The sequence below is a fragment of the Herbaspirillum sp. WTB6 genome (assembly GCF_057457785.1).
Genome location: NZ_CP176522.1, coordinates 2842451 through 2858574 on the forward strand (window position 1 = coordinate 2842451; position 16124 = coordinate 2858574).

A 16124-nucleotide genomic window follows, 5' to 3' on the forward strand; every position below is an offset into this window, starting at 1 on the left:
GAACTCCCTGTCGATTGGGTCAATGTTGGATCAATGCTGCCGCAGGTCCGCCAGCGCTTGCTTGAAGCGCTCGGCAATCGCCTCCTGCGCCACGTGGCGCTGCTCGCGCACCACCCAGCGGCCGCCGACCATCACGTCGCGCACCAGGTTGTCGTTGCCGCAGAAGACGAAGGTATTCAGCACGTCTTCCTCAGCCCGGCCGTACAGGTTCGGGTGGTCGCCGTCGAGTACCAGCAGGTCGGCCCGCTTGCCGGGTGCCAGCGCGCCCAGCGGCCGACCCGAGGCTTGCGCGCCGCCGGTCAGCGCGGCGTTCCATAGGAAGTCGCCGACATTGCGCTGCTGCGGCGAGGCCGCGATGTTGCGCCGGCCGTGCAGATTGCGCTGGCCGTATTCGAGCCAGCGCAATTCCTCGATGGGGCTATGCGAAATATGGCTGTCGCTGCCGACGCCGAAGCGGCCGTTGGCGGCCAGGAAATCGGCCAGCGGGAAATGGCCGTCGCCCAGGTTGCCTTCGGTGGTCAGGCACAGGCCGGCCACCGCGCCGCTGGCGGCGATCTGCTGGACTTCGTCGGCGGCGAGGTGGGTCGCATGCACCAGGCACCAGCGCGCGTCAACCGGCAGGCGCTCATACAGCCATTGCACCGGCCGCCGGCCGCTCCAGGCGACGCAGTCGTCGACTTCCTTGCGCTGCTCTGCGATATGCAGGTGCAATGGCCGCTCGACCGGCAGCGTCGCTAGCAGTTCGGCTATCTGCTCGGTCGAAGCGGCGCGCAGCGAATGCGGGGCGACCCCGACTTCGGTCTGGCCGTCGCGTTGGCGCTCCAGTTCGCCCACCAGCCGCAGGATGTCGTCGGCATCGGTGCGGAAGCGCTTCTGGCCTTCGTTCAGCGGTAGTTGGCCGAAATTGGAATAGCTGTACAGCACCGGAAGCATGGTGATGCCGATCCCGGTCGCGCGCGCCGCCGCGATCACGCGTTCGGCGGTTTCCGCCGGGCGCGCATAGAACGAACCGTCCGGCGCCCGGTGCACGTAATGGAATTCGCAGACCGCGGTGTAGCCGTAGCGCAGGCATTCGGCAAACAGTTGGGCCGCGATCGCCTCGATATGCTCGGGCGTGATGTGGCGCGCAAAGCGGTACATCAGGTCGCGCCAGGTCCAGAAGCTGTCCGGGCCGTCTCCGGCCTTTTCGGTCAAGCCGCCCAGCGCGCGCTGGAAGGTGTGCGAGTGCAGGTTGACCATGCCCGGCAATACATACTCGGCACTGGCTTCGCCGGCGATAAAGGTGCTGTCCGGCTGGACGCCGGTCAGCTCGCCGTCCTGGTTCCAGGCGAGCCGGACGTTGCGGCGCCAGCCTTCTGGCAACAGCGCGTGGCGCGCAAAAAGGGAATTGTCTTTCATCGATGCAGTAGTCCTGTGATTGATCTTGCCGCGGTGCGCTTCAACGCGCCTGTGCTTGCGCCCAGGCGATGGTCGCTTCCAGCATCTGGCGTAACAACGGCTGCACGCCTTGCGCCAGATCGCTGCGATAGTCGTAGGGCGCGGCTTCGTTCATGTAAATGCATTGCGCCATTTCCAGCTGGATCGCGTGCACCCGGTCCTGCGGCTGGCCGTACTGGCGCGTGATGTAGCCGCCCTTGAAGCGGCCGTTCAGCACGTGGCTGTAAGTCGATTGGGCCGCGGCCAGGCCCAGGATGGCGTCGCTCATGGCCGGCGCGCACGACTTGCCGGCGGCGGTGCCGAAGTTCAGGTCGGGCAGCTTGCCCTCGAAAAAGCGCGGCAGCACCGAGGCGATCGAGTGCGCATCCCATACCACCGCCACGCCATGCGCCTGCACCAGGCGCGCCACTTCGCTTTGCAACTGCTGGTGATACGGCTGCCAGTAAGTAGTCAGGCGCTGCTGGATTTCCGCGTCGTCCGGCTCTTCGCCAGGCAGGTACAAGGGCGTCTTGTGGAAGGTGTCGACCGGGCACAGCCCGGTGGTGTCCTGGCCCGGATACAGGTTGGCGTTTTCCGGCGGCCGGTTGAGGTCGATCACATAGCGCGACCAGCGGGCGGAGAGGGTGGAGGCGCCGATTTCTTCGGCAAAGTCGTACAGCCGCGTCAGATGCCAGTCGGTGTCGGGCTTGTCGCGGCCGTCGGCGCTCAGCCGCTTGGCGATGTCATCGGGGATGTCGGTGCCGACGTGCGGCATCGACACCAAGAGCGGCGTCGAGCCTGGTTTGAAATGAAAATTCATGAACTTGTCCTTCCTTGTTTATGCGGAATAGAGGTTGGCAAACAGCGCCGGGCAGGATGCGCTGACCTTGCCGCGCATGACCAATTGTTTGGCGGCTTCGATGTCCGGGGCGAACAGGCGGTCGCGCGCATAGAACGGCACTTGCGCGCGCAAGCGTTGATGGACTGCGGCCAGCGCCGGCGAGGTTTGCAACGGCGCATGGAAATCCACCCCTTGCGCCGCCGCCAGCAATTCGATGCCGATGATGGCGGCAGTGTTGTGCGCCATCTGGTGCAGGCGGCGGCCGGCGAAGGTGGCCATGCTGACGTGGTCTTCCTGGTTGGCCGAGGTCGGCAGGCTGTCGACCGAGGCCGGGTGCGCCAGCGACTTGTTTTCCGAGGCCAGCGCGGCGGCCGTGACGTGGGCGATCATGAAGCCGGAATTGACGCCCGGCTCGTCCACCAGGAACGGCGGCAGGCCCGACAGCGAGGCGTCGATCAGCAAGGCGATGCGGCGCTCGGCCAGCGCGCCGATTTCGGCAATCGCCAGCGCCAAGGTGTCGGCGGCGAAGGCGACCGGTTCTGCGTGGAAGTTGCCGCCCGACAGCACGTCGCCCTGGTCGGCAAACACCAGCGGATTGTCGGTCACCGCGTTGGCTTCGATCAGCAGGGTGCGCGCGGCATTGCCGATCAAATCGAGGCAGGCGCCCATCACCTGCGGCTGGCAGCGCAGGCTGTACGGGTCTTGGACCCGTTCGTCGTGTTCCAAGTGAGAGCGGCGGATCGCGCTGCCGGCCAACAGCTCGCGGTAGATCCTGGCCAGCGCGATCTGGCCCGGCTGGCCGCGCACTTCATGCACGCGCGGATCGAACGGCGCGTCGCTGCCCTTGGCGGCATCGACCGCCAGCGCGCCGCTGACGGTGGCCGCCTGCAGCAGGCGCTCGGCCATGAACAGTCCATGCAGCGCCAGCGCGGTCGAGACCTGGGTGCCGTTGATCAGCGCCAGTCCTTCCTTGGCCGCCAGCACCACCGGCGCGATGCCGGCCTGTTCCAAGGCGGTGCGTGCCGCCACCAGTTGGCCGTTGACGCGCACCTCGCCTTCGCCCAGCAGCGCCAGCGTCATGTGCGCCAGCGGCGCCAGGTCGCCGGAGGCGCCGACCGAGCCTTGTTGGGGGATGCACGGCAGGATGCCGGCGTTGTACAGCGCCAGCAGGGCGTCGATTACCTGCGGCCGGATGCCGGAGTAGCCGCGCGCCAGGCTGCCGATCTTCAATGCCAGCACCAGCCGCGTCACGGCGTCGTCCAGCAGCGCGCCGGTGCCGACCGAATGTGACAGGATCAGGTTGCGCTGCAGCAGTTCCAGCTGTTCGTCGGGGATGCGCGTTTTCGCCAGCTTGCCGAAGCCGGTGTTGATGCCGTAGGCGGCGTCGCCCTTGGCCACGATCCGGCCGATCAGCGTCGCCGAGGCGGCGATTGCCGGGTAGGCCTCGGGTGTCAGCGTCAACGGCACCGCGCCGGCCCAGATTGCGCGCAAATCGGAGAGGGCGAATCGTCCCGGCTGGATCGTCAAAGTCTCTGTCTCTGGCTTCATGATCGGAGTATGTTAGAAATTATATTTATTTATAACCGGAAATAGGTGTAACTTATGGGAGTATCTGGGGCGGCTGGTCAGCGATAGGCGCCATCGGCGCCGGCCTTCCACAGCAACGGGAACAGCGCATGCTCCATCGCCGCGCCGGCCGGCAGTTCTTGCGCCAGGCCGGGAAATTCCGGCGACGTCACCCACGGCCGCGGCGCATGGCGGATGTCGTCGCCCAGGAAGCGCACCGAGAACACGCGCCGGCGGCGGTCGCCATCGACGCCGCCGGCCGCGTGCAAGGCCAGCATGTGGAAGCAGACCACGTCGCCCGGCGCGATTTCCCAGCCGATGATCGGGAACTGGGAGGGGTCGGCTTCGATGTCCGGCAGGTCGGCCAGGCTGCCTTCCGGAAACCATTTGGCTTCGTTCTGCATGAACGAGCGTGGCATCAGCCACGGCCCCAGGTGCGAGCCGGCGACGAATTCCAGCGTCGAGTGGCGGCGCACCGGATCGACCGGAATCCACATGCTGACGTTCTGCCGGCCTTCGATGTTGTAATAAGGCTGGTCCTGATGCCACGGCGTGCGCTGACGCGTGCCAGGCTCCTTGACCAGCATGTGGTCGTGATACAGGCGCGCGGTCGTACTCTGCATCAGAAGGCCGGCGGCGGCGCCAAGCGGGCCGTCCATGATCACGCGCCGGTAGCCATCGTTTTCCTGCCAGTTGCAGAAATCTTCCAGGAAGAAGCCCGGATCGCCGGGCTGACTGGCGACCTTGGCGCGCGGGCTGGGCGCGGCGATGTTGGCGTCGATGCCGGTGCGCAGCAACTCGACTTCTTCCGCATTCAACAGCTGGCGCAGGCAGATCGCGCCGTCGCGCTGGAAGTCGGCCACGAGCGCATCGGTCACGCGCTCGCGCAGGCGGCGCTGCAATTCGGCGGAAAGGACGGAGGACACGGCGGTCATGGCAGTCTTTCTTCCACGGGAGTGGGTGCAGTTGCCAAAGCTGCCCATGCCGCCTAGTGGCGCGGCGCGAGCGGGCTTGGGTGTGGAATCATGTACGCGTCAGCACGGCCTGCAGGAACGAGCGCGTGCGCTCCTGGCTCGGGTTGGTGAAGATGGTGGCGGGAGGACCGGCTTCGATGATGCCGCCGCCGTCCATGACCACGACCACGTCACCGACTTCACGTGCGAAGTCCATCTCGTGAGTCACGACCATCATGGTCATGCCTTCGCCGGCCAGCAGCTTCATGACCTGCAGCACTTCACCCACCAGTTCGGGATCGAGCGCCGAGGTGGGTTCGTCGAACAGCATCACGCGTGGCTTCATGGCCAGCGCACGCGCAATCGCCACCCGCTGTTTCTGGCCGCCCGACAGACTGGCCGGCATGGCCTCGGCCTTGTGTGCGAGGCCGACTTTTTCGAGCAGTGCCCGTGCTTCGATCTCGGCCTCGGCGCGCGATAGGCCGCGCAGCTTGCGCGGGCCCAGCGTCACGTTTTCCAGCACCGACAGGTGAGGGAACAGGTTGAACGACTGGAATACCATGCCCACTTCCTGGCGCAGCGCGTTGAGGTCGGCCTCGGCCAGCACCTTCCCGGCGTTCACCAGGGTATGGCCGCAGATATCGATGCGCCCGCCTTCTGGCAATTCCAGGCCGTTGCAGCAGCGCAGGAAGGTGCTCTTTCCCGATCCGCTCGGGCCGATCACGACCACTACCTGCGAGGGCTGGACATCGAAGTCGATGCCATTGAGCACCACGTGGTTGCCGAAGGACTTGCGCAGCCCGCGTATGGATACGATGGGTGTAGCGGTGTGGGTGTCGGGGTTGACAGCGGTGTTCATTGCACCATTCCTCCAGCGCGCAGGCGCAGTTCGATGCGGCGCAAGGCCAGGGTGGTCAGGCCGGTCAGTACGAAGTAGACGACGGCGATTGCGAGGTAGACTTCCAGCGAGCGGTAGGACACGCTGATGATCTTTTGCCCTTCGTGCATGATGTCGTGGATGGTCAGCAGCGACACCAGCGCGGAGTTCTTGATCAGTGCGATGAACTCGTTGCCCAGCGGCGGGATCATGCGGACTAGCGCTTGCGGCAATACGACGTTGCGCATGGCCTGGCCCGACGACATGCCGAGCGAGCGCGCTGCTTCCATCTGGCCGCGGTCGACCGACTGGATCGCGCCGCGCACGATCTCGGATACATATGCACCCGAGTAGATGCCCAGGCCCAACATGCCGCAGAGAAAGGCTGGCAGCAGGAGACCGAACTGGGGCAGGCCGAAGAACAGGATGAACAACTGCACCAGCAGCGGCGTGCCACGGATCGCGGCCACGTACGCGGTGCAGAAGCCATACACCAGCCGGCGTTGCGGGCGCAGCCGGCCGATGCCGATCAACAGTCCCAGCACGCAGCCCAGCAGCAGCGACACCGAGGTGATCTCCACGGTCACCAGTGTGCCGGAAAGTAGCTGGCTCCAGCCCGTCCAGACGGGCGAAAAATCAAGTTCCATAGTTTATGCCGGTGCGCGATTATTTGGCGGTATCGCCGCTGAACCACTTCTTGACGATGGCTGCGTAGGTGCCATTGGCCTTGAGCGTGGCGAGCGCCGCGTTGACTTGCTTGGTCAGTTCGGGCGTGTCCTTGCGTAGCGCCATGCCGTATTCCTCGGTCGTGAACTGCTCCTCGAGCACGCGCAAGCCCGGACGGGTGCGCACGTACTGGTAGGCGGCGGGCTTGCCGGTGACGGCGGCGTCGGCGCGGCCGATGTCGACCAGATTGAACATTTCCTGGTTCTTCTCGACTTCGATGCGCTGTATCTTGGGGTGCTTCTCGGTCAGGTAGCCGACCGACTTGGTGCCCACCTGCACCGCGACCTTCTTGCCGTCGAGGTCCGCCAGTTTCTTGATGCTGGTGTTGTTGTCCTTGACCAGCGCGACCAGGCCGCCGGCGTAGTAGGTGTCACTGAAGTCGACGACTTTCTTGCGCTCGTCGGTGATGTAGATGGCCGAGACAGCGACGTCGAAACGCCTGGAGATCAGGCCCGGGATCAGGCCCTTGAAGTCGATGTCGACCCATTCGACCTGCTTGCCCATGGTCTTGGCCATGGCCTCGACCAGTTCGATATCGAAGCCGGTGCGCTTGCCGTTCTCGACGAATTCCATCGGGGGGAACGTGGCGTCGGTGCCCACGCGCAGAACCTTGTCCTGGGCGTGCGCGGCGCCGGTGGCCAGTGCGACGGCAGTGGCAGCAAGCAGGAAGTAGCGGCGGAAGTTCATCGGAAAGTCTCCTGTGGTTGGGGGAAGGGAATCAAGAAGCGCTGAGCAGGCGCGAAATACGTGCAGCGGCCACGACCGTCATCCGCGTCAGGGACGTTTCCTGTCCCTGGGCACGTGAGATCGGGGCCATCAGCGTGATGGCGCCCGCCGCATGGCGGGGCGCCGCGAACACCGGGGCGCTTACGCCCCAGACCCCGGCATCGACCTCGCCCGCGCTGGCTGCAAAGCCGGCCTGGCGAATCGAGTCGAGTTCCTGCCTGGCGGCCGCCCATTCAGGGCTGCCGGCCGCGTAATGCACGTCCAGTACCGCGTGCCGCGTCGTCTCGGGCAAGTGCGCCAGCACGCACTTGGCCGATGCGCCCGCGCGTAGCGGCACGCTGCGGCCTTTTTCGAACGAGCAGCGCAGCGATTGCGAACTCTCCACCATGTCCAGGCAAACCGCACGGTCATTGACCGCGACGATCAGCCCCACACTTTCGTTCGACTGGCGCGATAGCGCCTCCATCTCGGGCCGGGCGACGCGCATGACGTTGGAAGCCATGTCGAATCCCAACGCCAGCTGCAGGCTCAGCGGACCCGGGGCGTAGTTCGCGTCGATTTCCGACACGAAACCCCAGTCCTTGAGCCGTCCAAGCTGCCGGTACAGCGTGCTGCGCGCCAGCCCGGTGCACTGCATCAGTTCGGCCGCGCTCATGGCACGCCCGTGCTGGGCCAGTACCGCCAGTATCTGCAGGACCCGGTCGGTGGAAGCTACGGAAGTGGAGGCGTTGGTCAACATGTCCGCAGTATCAAAGGGTTCGGCCACTCTTGAAACCCTAAAAATCCCAATCAGTGGGAATTGAATTCCCTTTTTTCTCAGCGAATCATCGGCAGCTTCAATCCGTTGCGTTGGGCACAAGCAATTGCCGTTTCGTAGCCGGCATCCGCATGCCGCATCACGCCCGAGCCGCAATCGTTGACCAGCACGCGGGCCAGGCGCTGGGCGGCGGCCTCGCTGCCGTCGGCCACGATCACCATGCCGGCATGCTGCGAATAACCCATGCCGACGCCGCCGCCGTGGTGCAGCGAAACCCAGCTGGCGCCGCCGGCGGTGTTCAGCAAGGCATTCAGCAGCGGCCAGTCGGACACCGCATCGGTGCCGTCGCGCATGCTTTCGGTCTCGCGGTTCGGGCTGGCGACGGAGCCGGTATCCAGATGGTCGCGCCCGATCACGATCGGCGCCTTCAACTCCCCATTTCTCACCATTTCATTGAAGGCCAGGCCCGCCAGGTGGCGCTCGCCCAGGCCAAGCCAGCAGATGCGCGCCGGCAAGCCCTGGAACGCGATCCGTTCGCGCGCCATGTCCAGCCAGTGGTGCGCATGCTTGTTATCCGGAAACAATTCCTTGATCTTGGCGTCGGTCTTGTAAATGTCTTCCGGGTCGCCCGACAAGGCGACCCAGCGGAACGGCCCCTTGCCGTCGCAAAACAGCGGGCGGATGTAGGCCGGCACGAAGCCCGGGAAGTCGAAGGCGTTCTTGACACCCTGGTCGAAGGCAACCTGGCGGATGTTGTTGCCGTAGTCCACGGTCGGGATCCCCATCGCATGGAAGTCCAGCATCGCCTGCACGTGCTGTGCGCAGGAGCGGGCGGCGTCGGCGGCCAGTTGGGCGTGCTGGCTCGGGTCGTGCTGCGCCGCCTTCCATTGCGCCACGCTCCAGCCGGTGGGCAGGTAGCCGTTGATCAAGTCGTGCGCCGAGGTCTGGTCGGTCACCAGGTCCGGACGGACGCCGCCGGCCTTCGCGCGCTGGACCAGTTGCGGCAGGATTTCGGCGGCGTTGCCCAAGAGCGCGATCGAGACCGCTTCTTTCTTTGCGGTGTGATGCTGGATCAGGGCGATGGCGTCATCCAGGTCCCTGGCTTGCTTGTCGACATAGCGCGTGCGCAGGCGGAAGTCGATGCTCGACTGCTGGCATTCGATGTTCAGCGACACCGCGCCGGCCAGCGTGGCCGCCAGCGGTTGGGCGCCGCCCATGCCGCCCAGGCCGGCGGTGACGATCCAGCGCCCGGTCCAGTCGCCGTTGAAGTGCCGACGCCCGGCTTCGACGAAGGTTTCATAGGTGCCCTGCACGATGCCCTGGCTGCCGATGTAGATCCAGGAACCGGCGGTCATCTGGCCGTACATGAACAAGCCCTTGCGGTCGAGTTCGTTGAAGTGTTCCCAGTTGGCCCACTTCGGCACCAGGTTCGAATTCGCGATCAGCACGCGCGGCGCGTCCGCATGGGTCTTGAAGATACCGACCGGCTTGCCGGACTGGATCAGCAGCGACTCGTCCTCGTTCAAGTCTTTCAGGCTGGCCAGGATCTGGTCGTAGCAGGCCCAGTCGCGCGCGGCGCGGCCGATGCCGCCGTACACCACCAGGTGCTGGGGGTTTTCCGCGACTTCGGGGTCGAGGTTGTTTTGCAGCATGCGGTAGGCGGCTTCGGTCACCCAGTTCTTGCAGGTCAGAGCGCTGCCGCGCGGGGCGCGAATTTCGCGGCTGGCGTCGAAGCGCGGGTCGGCGGAGAGCGGGGTGGGGGCGATTGCGGTGTTCATGTCGAGTTCCTTCAAGTTGAATGAAGATTTGTAGCGGAGATCATGTATTTATGTTTGTCGTTCCCAACGAAGCGCGAATTGAGAGGCCTTTCTTCATCAGGTTAACGATGAACAGTATCGCCGTCGACCAGCGCCAGCGTGCGGTTGACCCCGGGAAAGATGGAAAAAACGCCTGAGTGGGCAATCGTCTCCGGCGAGTGCCGCGCAGGAATCACGTTTTGCCTGGATATTTTCCTTGCCGATTACGACGAAAACGGGCAATCAAGCGGCCAACACCCGACGCATCGTCTCTCGATAGTCACGCAAGATCGCATCTTCATTCTCATGCACTCCATTACGTACCATCCAGTCGCCCGCAACCATCACGTCCCGCACCGGATTGCCGGTTGCCGATAATATCCAGGCGTCGAGGACGGTTTCGATCGTATGTCCGAGTATGGTTGGATGGTCTGAGTCCAGCACCACCAGATCCGCGCGCTGTCCGGGAGCGATGCTGCCCACAGGCATCCCCAGGGATTGCCTGCCGCCCGCCAGAGACAAATCGAAAAGGCGGCGACCGCTTCGTCTGGTCAATGAACTCTCGGGCGTGACCAGCATGTTTCTCCGGCCTGCCTGAAGCCGCAATCCGCACTCCAGGATGCGTAACTCCTCCGCGGTTGAGGTCGTGTAATGGCTGTCGGTTCCGATTCCCCAGCGTCCACCTTCCTGTTGATATTCGACCAACGGGAAAATTCCGTCTCCCAATGTCGCTTCAGTGACGGGGCAGATACCGGCAACGACGCCGCTTGCAGCCATTCCTTTGCGCTCGTACTCGTTGATATGGGTTGCGTGAATCAGCGACCATTTGTCGTCCAATCCGACATTGTCGAGCAACCACTCGACAGGTCTGGCGCCGAGTCCGGCGACAACCTCCTCGACTTCTCGAGGCTGTTCCGAAACGTGAATGTGAATCCGGGTATCAGCATCCATCTGCAACACGCCCTGGACGGCCTGCCGCAATTCGGCTGGTGCCACAGCCCTCAAGCTATGCAAGGCCATGCCTACCGCCTGTTTGCTGTTGCCATGTCTTGCCTTTTTGAGCTGATTCACGAGGTTCAGATAGTCGTCCACATCCGTGTGCACGAAGCGCCTCTGCTGCTCGGTGGGAGGCAATCCGATGCCTGCATGAGCGTACAGAACGGGTAGCATCGTGATTGCTATCCCCGCTCTCTCCGCCGCCGCAAACAGCTGATCCGACATTTCAGCATGATTGGCGTACCTTTTCCCCTTGCTGTCATGGTGCACGTAATGGAATTCGGCCACCGATGTCATACCGAATTTGACCATTTCAAGGTAGACGAATGCCGCAATCGCCGCATAGTCGTGCGGTTCCAGGCGGGACACGAAATCGTACATGAACGTGCGCCATGTCCAGAACGTGTCGGCAACGCCGTCGGATATGCATTCGGTACGGCCGGCCAGCGCACGCTGAAAGGCATGCGAGTGGAGATTTGGCAAGCCGGGAATGCAATAGCCGGATAATTCCTCGTGAACCGACATCCCGGCAGGCAGTTCGGAATCAACGGCCTCGATCTGTCCATCGTGGCCAATCGTTATGTATCCAGGAGATAACCAGCCGTCGGGCTGATGCAGATGTTCGATCTTGTAGGTTCTAGACATGGTGTCCTTCTTCAATAGCGGCTGGGCGATGCTCTCGAATTTCATGGCTTATCGGCGATTCGGGCCGCCACCAGTTTTTCGGAACGGATTAACGCTGACAGCTTCACCAGATCCGGGGTCAGCTCTCGGTCCACATCGACCGTTTTCACATGCTTCCTGATGAGTTCATAAGCCGCCTTGGTGCCTCTCCCAAGCCGCATCGGACCTCGATCGCGTAAATCGATACCTTGCGCCGCTGTCAGCAATTCAATCGCGATGACGTCCCTGACATTGTCTATAACTTCGAGGGCGTGGCGAGCGCCGTTTGCACCCATGCTGACATGGTCTTCCTGATTGCCGCTGGACGGAATGGAATCGACGCTATCCGGATGGCATAGCGTTTTATTGTCCGAAACCAGAGCCGCGGCGGTGTATTGAGGCATCATCAGTCCGCTATTGAGTCCCGGCCTGGATACCAGCATGGATGGCAGGCCGTTGCTCAATTCGGGAGTGACCAGACGGAAAATGCGCCGCTCTGCCAGGCTCGCAACTTCCGCAATCGCGATGCTTAGAAAATCGAGCCACAGCGCAGGGCCTTCGCCGTGGAAATTACCCCCAGAAACGGAGATGTATCCTTCCTTCTCGTCCTCTATGATCAGCGGGTTGTCCGTTGCACCGTTCAGCGCCCTGGAAAAATTGGCGCGCACGAAGGCGATGGTTTCACGAACGGGACCCAGGACTTGTGGAATGCAGCGAATGCTGTATGCGTCCTGCACGCGGCCTGCAATTGAATCCACCAAATCACTGCCCTCCATCAGCTTGAGCATGTTGGCGGCGACTTCGGCCTGCCCCTGCATGCCGTTGGCATGTTGAATGGACGGATGGAATGCCGAGGAGAGGCCAGTGAGCGCTTCCATGCTCAGCGCCGCTGAAATTTCCGCGTGAGAGAGCAATTTTTCTGCATCATGGACTGCGATTGCGCCAGCGGCAACCATGAAGGTTGTGCCATTGGTCAGTGCCAGCCCCTCTTTAGCCTGCGGGGTGACCCTTTCAATTCCGGCCTCGGCCATGGCTTGCGCGCCCGAAACCAGTCGATCTTGGTACCAGGCTTGCCCACTGTAGCCGCCGTCGCCCGTGGCATCTCGGGTGAGTACCACGGCCAAATGCGCCAATGGAGCCAAGTCACCGCTGGCGCCTAGCGATCCTTTGCAGGGAATATGAGGGGTTACTCCAGCGTTCAGCATGTCAATCAATGTCTGAACCAATAGAGGGCGAATCCCGGAAAACCCTTTTGCCAGGGCATTGGCCCGGACCAGCATCAGCGCCCGCGCCACTTCCTGGCTGAGCGGTGCACCGACGCCGACAATACAGGCCAGAATGACGTTGCGCGACAGTTGGCTCGCTTCATCCGCCTTGATCGTTGTCGTCGCCAGAGGTCCGAAACCGGTATTAATACCGTAGATGACCTTATTTTCGCGTATCGCCGATTCGACCCAGTGATAACTTTTCATCATGCGATGGCGCACTTCTTCGGATAGCGGCGCGACTTTCTCTCCATGCCTGGCCACGGCTATAACTTGCTCGATAGTCAGGGAATTCCCGTTAATCTCAATCATCTCAAAAACCCTTATCTTTCCAGTATCAAGGAATCATCTACAGTGAATATGCCGCTCCGACCAGCTCTACCGTAGATGTACGCGCCCTGCGGCCCAACACATGGGTCTGCTCCGCTCAGAAACAGACAATCCCGCCTTTAATAACGCTGTCCACTACATTTCTGTCGAGCCGATAGATAACGTCCTCGAACGTCGGTATGTCCCATATCTGTATATCGGCGAGTTTTCCCGCCTCCAGGCTTCCCCGATCGCCACCGAGTGCCAGGGCTTTGGCGCCCCCAAGTGTCGTTGCGACCATCGCCTCTTCCGGCGACATTCCATATGATCTGCACGCAAGGACCATGACAAAATGTTGGGACTCGGTCCAGCAGCCGGGACAGAGGTCGGTTGCCAGCGCAAGCGTCATGCCTTGATCGATCATTGCCCGGGCATCGAACGGGCGAGAGTGTGCGACCGCAAAATCCAGGGCGGGCATGATGACTCCCACCACCCCGGCTTCCGCCAGCTTTCTCATTTGGGACGGATTGCAGTAATTTAAATGGTCGGCGGAGATCATCCTCATTTCCGCCGCCAGTTCCGAGCCGCCTACGTTTGAATAGGCCTCGGTATGTATCTTGGGCTTTAGGCCCAAGTCCAATCCGGCTCCCAAGATTCTCCTGGACTCTTCGACGGTGTAATAGCCGGTGTCGCAATACACATCGCAAAACGTGGCGATACCCTGGTCGGCAATCGCCGGCAACTGCTGGTTGATGATGTTTTCGACATAGTCGTCTCGGGGCATGTCGGGCGGAAAATCGTGAGCTCCTAGGAAGGTGCTGACGATATCGATGGGCTGCTGCTCCTGCAGCAGCTTATTGACCCTTAACATTTTCAGCTCTTCGCCAAGGCTCAATCCATAGCCGCTCTTGATTTCGACCGTGGTACTTCCGGACCGAAGCATATGGTCAAGCCGATCCAACGCACTTGCGGCGAGCATCGGCTCGCTTTCTGCCCGAGTCATTAGCACCGTCGATGGTATGCCACACGGTATACCCATAGCTGCCGTTTCCGCGGCGGTATGGGTCATGCGGGCGGCATACTCCTTGACGCGTGATCCGCCAAAAACAAGGTGTGTGTGACAATCCACGAAGCCAGGCGCCACCACTTTGCCGCTGGCGTTGATTACCTTGGCATGGCTGGTGTCGACCTGCTGACGAACCCGGGCAGTTTGTCCGACAGCAATAATATGCTTGCCCGCTACCGCCACGGCGCCGTCATAGATACGTCCTATGAGATCGCTGGAACCCTCGGCGCATGTGATCAGTTCTGCGGCATGTTCAATCAACAGGTCTGCGCGTAGCTTCATGTCTTGCCCCTTAGTCTTTGGAGTGTGAAACGCGGCGGTCTGCACCACCGCCATCGGGTCCGAAGGTAACTTCGGACGCCGGTTTCCACCACAATGGGATCTTGATCCCTTCGCTGGTCAGCTTGCCTTTGCCGTTGGCCACATCGCGCGCAATTTCGTAACCGGCCTGCGCATGGCGAACCACGCCGATACCAGAATCGACCGTCATGCAAGCATCGAGACGCAGGTCCGCTTCCTCGCTGCCATCGGCAACCATGGTCACGCCGGTATGAACGGCCTCGCCCATGGAATAATTTGCCTGAATCGCGATCAGATCGCACATGCCGGCACAATTCAGCAGGGCGTTCAGGTACGGCCAGTCGGAAATCAGATCCGAACCATCCTTCATGTTTTCGGATTCGAAAGTCGGGTTGACGATCGAGCCGGAGTCCAGGTTGTCGCGGGAGAAGCCGACCGGTCCTTTTAGCTCGCCATTCCTGATCAATTCATTCACCTTCAAGGCAAATGCTTTACGCTCGCCGAATCCGAGATAACAGATACGGGCCGGCAAACCTTCGATCGGTAAAGCCTTGCGCGCGAGCGTGATCCATTTGACCGCCAACTTGTCGTGGGGGAACATTTCAAGGACAAGATCGTCCAGCCGGGCCAGATCCGATGCCTCGCCAGACAGGCATGTCCAACGGAAGGGACCACGGCCCTCGCAGAATAACGGACGAATGTACTTGGATACGAAACCGGGAATCTGCATTGCTTCCGCTTCCGGCATGCCGGCATCGCGCGCTTCTTTCCGGATGGAGGTGCCGTACTCGAATACTTCAACCCCTTTCTTGGAGTAGGCAATCATGGTGCGCAGCTGTTTTTTCATCGATTCGCCCGCCGCTTTCAGGTAGCCTTCGCGGTCCCGGACGCGGAAGCCTTCCGCCTCATAGGCATCGTATCCTTCGGGGATATACGAGATAGGATCGTGGCAGGGACACATCTCGGTAAGGATGTCGGGCATAAAGCCCTTGTCGTACGCTTCCTGGAACACGGTTGCGGCATTGCCTACGAGACCGATGCCCAGAGGCTTCTTGGCGGCAGCGGCTTGCTTGGCAAGTTCAATCGCATGATCGAGGTTGTCGGCTTTGACGTCGGTAAAGCCGATCTCGATCCGCTTGTCGATGGTGCCTTCATTAACATCGACGTCGATGCAGACGCCACCATGCATTGCCATCGCTCGAGGCTGGTTGGCGCCCATACCGCCTTGACCGGCAGTCAGAAGGATGCGTCCCACCAGAGAGCCGTTGAAACGCTGCTCGGCGATTGCGCCGAGGGTTTCGAAGGTGCCTTGAATCACTCCCTGGGTGCCGATGTATTCCCACGGCGCGGCAGTGTAGTTCGCAAAAATGGTGAGATTCTTGTCCTGCAGATCATAGAAGGTAGGCCAGTTGGCCTTCATGATATTGGTGGTCGCCATGACGACCCGGGGAGCCAGCTTGTGGGTCTTGAAGATAGCCACCGGCATGCCGGATTGGACTACTAGCGTTTCATTGTTTTCCAGATTTTTCAGAGAGTCCACGATCGCATGGTAAGACTCCCAGTTGCGCGCCGCCTTGCCGATTCCGCCATAGACCACCAGACGTTCGCAACACTCGGATACATCCATATTGTTCTCAAGCATACGCAAGATGGATTCCTGCTTCCAGCCCTTGCAGCGCAAGGTATTGCCACGCTGAGCCTGGATGGAATAGAGGACGTCGTTCTTTACGGTTCCAGCTTCATTCTGTTTCATAAAAAAACCTCATTTGTCTATTTTTAATATCGAGAAAAATCTCTCACCTAGTTTTAGTCCAATGCTAGTTTGTGCACTCAGTTTGTCCTGAGGAAGCCAAAACATAGAAATAGC

The 16124-nt window shown here is 61.6% G+C and carries 14 protein-coding genes; all 14 read right to left on the minus strand.

Annotated elements, in window-relative coordinates:
• Positions 1–30 precede the first annotated feature (30 nt).
• Entirely contained in the window at positions 31–1398 is a 1368-nt protein-coding gene (locus ACK2VC_RS13265) for a formimidoylglutamate deiminase (protein WP_486730830.1), read from the minus strand.
• 40 nt (positions 1399–1438) lie between these two features.
• The gene (gene hutG / locus ACK2VC_RS13270) at positions 1439–2236 is read right to left on the minus strand and encodes an N-formylglutamate deformylase (RefSeq protein WP_486730831.1); all 798 of its coding nucleotides are present in this window, start codon (positions 2234–2236) and stop codon (positions 1439–1441) included.
• 18 nt (positions 2237–2254) lie between these two features.
• Complete coding sequence (gene hutH / locus ACK2VC_RS13275) at positions 2255–3805, minus strand: histidine ammonia-lyase (protein WP_486730832.1); 1551 nt, start codon at positions 3803–3805, stop codon at positions 2255–2257.
• A gap of 77 nt (positions 3806–3882) precedes the next feature.
• Positions 3883–4758, minus strand: a complete 876-nt coding sequence (locus tag ACK2VC_RS13280; protein ID WP_486730833.1) for a phytanoyl-CoA dioxygenase family protein — start codon at positions 4756–4758, stop codon at positions 3883–3885.
• Positions 4759–4846: 88 nt separating this feature from the next.
• Entirely contained in the window at positions 4847–5635 is a 789-nt protein-coding gene (locus ACK2VC_RS13285) for an amino acid ABC transporter ATP-binding protein (RefSeq protein ID WP_486730834.1), read from the minus strand.
• Entirely contained in the window at positions 5632–6300 is a 669-nt protein-coding gene (locus ACK2VC_RS13290) for an amino acid ABC transporter permease (protein WP_486730835.1), read from the minus strand. The genes ACK2VC_RS13285 and ACK2VC_RS13290 overlap by 4 nt, the downstream gene beginning before the upstream one ends.
• A 19-nt stretch (positions 6301–6319) precedes the next feature.
• The gene (locus ACK2VC_RS13295; RefSeq protein WP_486730837.1) at positions 6320–7066 is read right to left on the minus strand and encodes a glutamine ABC transporter substrate-binding protein; all 747 of its coding nucleotides are present in this window, start codon (positions 7064–7066) and stop codon (positions 6320–6322) included.
• Positions 7067–7097: 31 nt separating this feature from the next.
• Positions 7098–7844: an IclR family transcriptional regulator gene (locus ACK2VC_RS13300; protein ID WP_486730838.1), complete on the minus strand. Its 747-nt coding sequence runs from the start codon at positions 7842–7844 to the stop codon at positions 7098–7100.
• A gap of 77 nt (positions 7845–7921) precedes the next feature.
• Complete coding sequence (gene hutU / locus ACK2VC_RS13305; RefSeq protein ID WP_486730839.1) at positions 7922–9640, minus strand: urocanate hydratase; 1719 nt, start codon at positions 9638–9640, stop codon at positions 7922–7924.
• Positions 9641–9741: 101 nt separating this feature from the next.
• Positions 9742–9855 (minus strand): HutD family protein, encoded by a 114-nt coding sequence (locus tag ACK2VC_RS13310; RefSeq protein ID WP_486730840.1) that lies wholly within the window; start codon positions 9853–9855, stop codon positions 9742–9744.
• A 46-nt stretch (positions 9856–9901) separates the two neighbouring features.
• Positions 9902–11344, minus strand: coding sequence for a formimidoylglutamate deiminase (locus ACK2VC_RS13315; RefSeq protein WP_486730841.1), 1443 nt, complete (start codon positions 11342–11344; stop codon positions 9902–9904).
• Complete coding sequence (hutH, locus tag ACK2VC_RS13320) at positions 11341–12894, minus strand: histidine ammonia-lyase (protein WP_486730842.1); 1554 nt, start codon at positions 12892–12894, stop codon at positions 11341–11343. The genes ACK2VC_RS13315 and hutH (ACK2VC_RS13320) overlap by 4 nt, the downstream gene beginning before the upstream one ends.
• Positions 12895–13009: 115 nt before the next feature.
• Positions 13010–14239 (minus strand): imidazolonepropionase, encoded by a 1230-nt coding sequence (gene hutI / locus ACK2VC_RS13325; protein ID WP_486730843.1) that lies wholly within the window; start codon positions 14237–14239, stop codon positions 13010–13012.
• Positions 14240–14249: 10 nt separating this feature from the next.
• Positions 14250–16010, minus strand: a complete 1761-nt coding sequence (hutU, locus tag ACK2VC_RS13330) for a urocanate hydratase (RefSeq protein ID WP_486730844.1) — start codon at positions 16008–16010, stop codon at positions 14250–14252.
• Between the last annotated feature and the right edge of the window lie 114 nt (positions 16011–16124).

Bases quoted from the DNA above. Each gene is read 5' to 3' on its own strand.
- ACK2VC_RS13300 (WP_486730838.1), bottom strand. From the start codon at position 7,844: ATGTTGACCAACGCCTCCACTTCCGTAGCTTCCACCGACCGGGTCCTG.
- ACK2VC_RS13315 (WP_486730841.1), bottom strand. From the start codon at position 11,344: ATGAAATTCGAGAGCATCGCCCAGCCGCTATTGAAGAAGGACACCATG.
- ACK2VC_RS13290 (WP_486730835.1), bottom strand. From the start codon at position 6,300: ATGGAACTTGATTTTTCGCCCGTCTGGACGGGCTGGAGCCAGCTACTT.
- hutU (WP_486730839.1), bottom strand. From the start codon at position 9,640: ATGAACACCGCAATCGCCCCCACCCCGCTCTCCGCCGACCCGCGCTTC.
- hutU (WP_486730844.1), bottom strand. From the start codon at position 16,010: ATGAAACAGAATGAAGCTGGAACCGTAAAGAACGACGTCCTCTATTCC.
- ACK2VC_RS13265 (WP_486730830.1), bottom strand. From the start codon at position 1,398: ATGAAAGACAATTCCCTTTTTGCGCGCCACGCGCTGTTGCCAGAAGGC.
- ACK2VC_RS13295 (WP_486730837.1), bottom strand. From the start codon at position 7,066: ATGAACTTCCGCCGCTACTTCCTGCTTGCTGCCACTGCCGTCGCACTG.
- ACK2VC_RS13285 (WP_486730834.1), bottom strand. From the start codon at position 5,635: ATGAACACCGCTGTCAACCCCGACACCCACACCGCTACACCCATCGTA.
- hutI (WP_486730843.1), bottom strand. From the start codon at position 14,239: ATGAAGCTACGCGCAGACCTGTTGATTGAACATGCCGCAGAACTGATC.
- hutH (WP_486730832.1), bottom strand. From the start codon at position 3,805: ATGAAGCCAGAGACAGAGACTTTGACGATCCAGCCGGGACGATTCGCC.
- hutG (WP_486730831.1), bottom strand. From the start codon at position 2,236: ATGAATTTTCATTTCAAACCAGGCTCGACGCCGCTCTTGGTGTCGATG.
- hutH (WP_486730842.1), bottom strand. From the start codon at position 12,894: ATGATTGAGATTAACGGGAATTCCCTGACTATCGAGCAAGTTATAGCC.
- ACK2VC_RS13280 (WP_486730833.1), bottom strand. From the start codon at position 4,758: ATGACCGCCGTGTCCTCCGTCCTTTCCGCCGAATTGCAGCGCCGCCTG.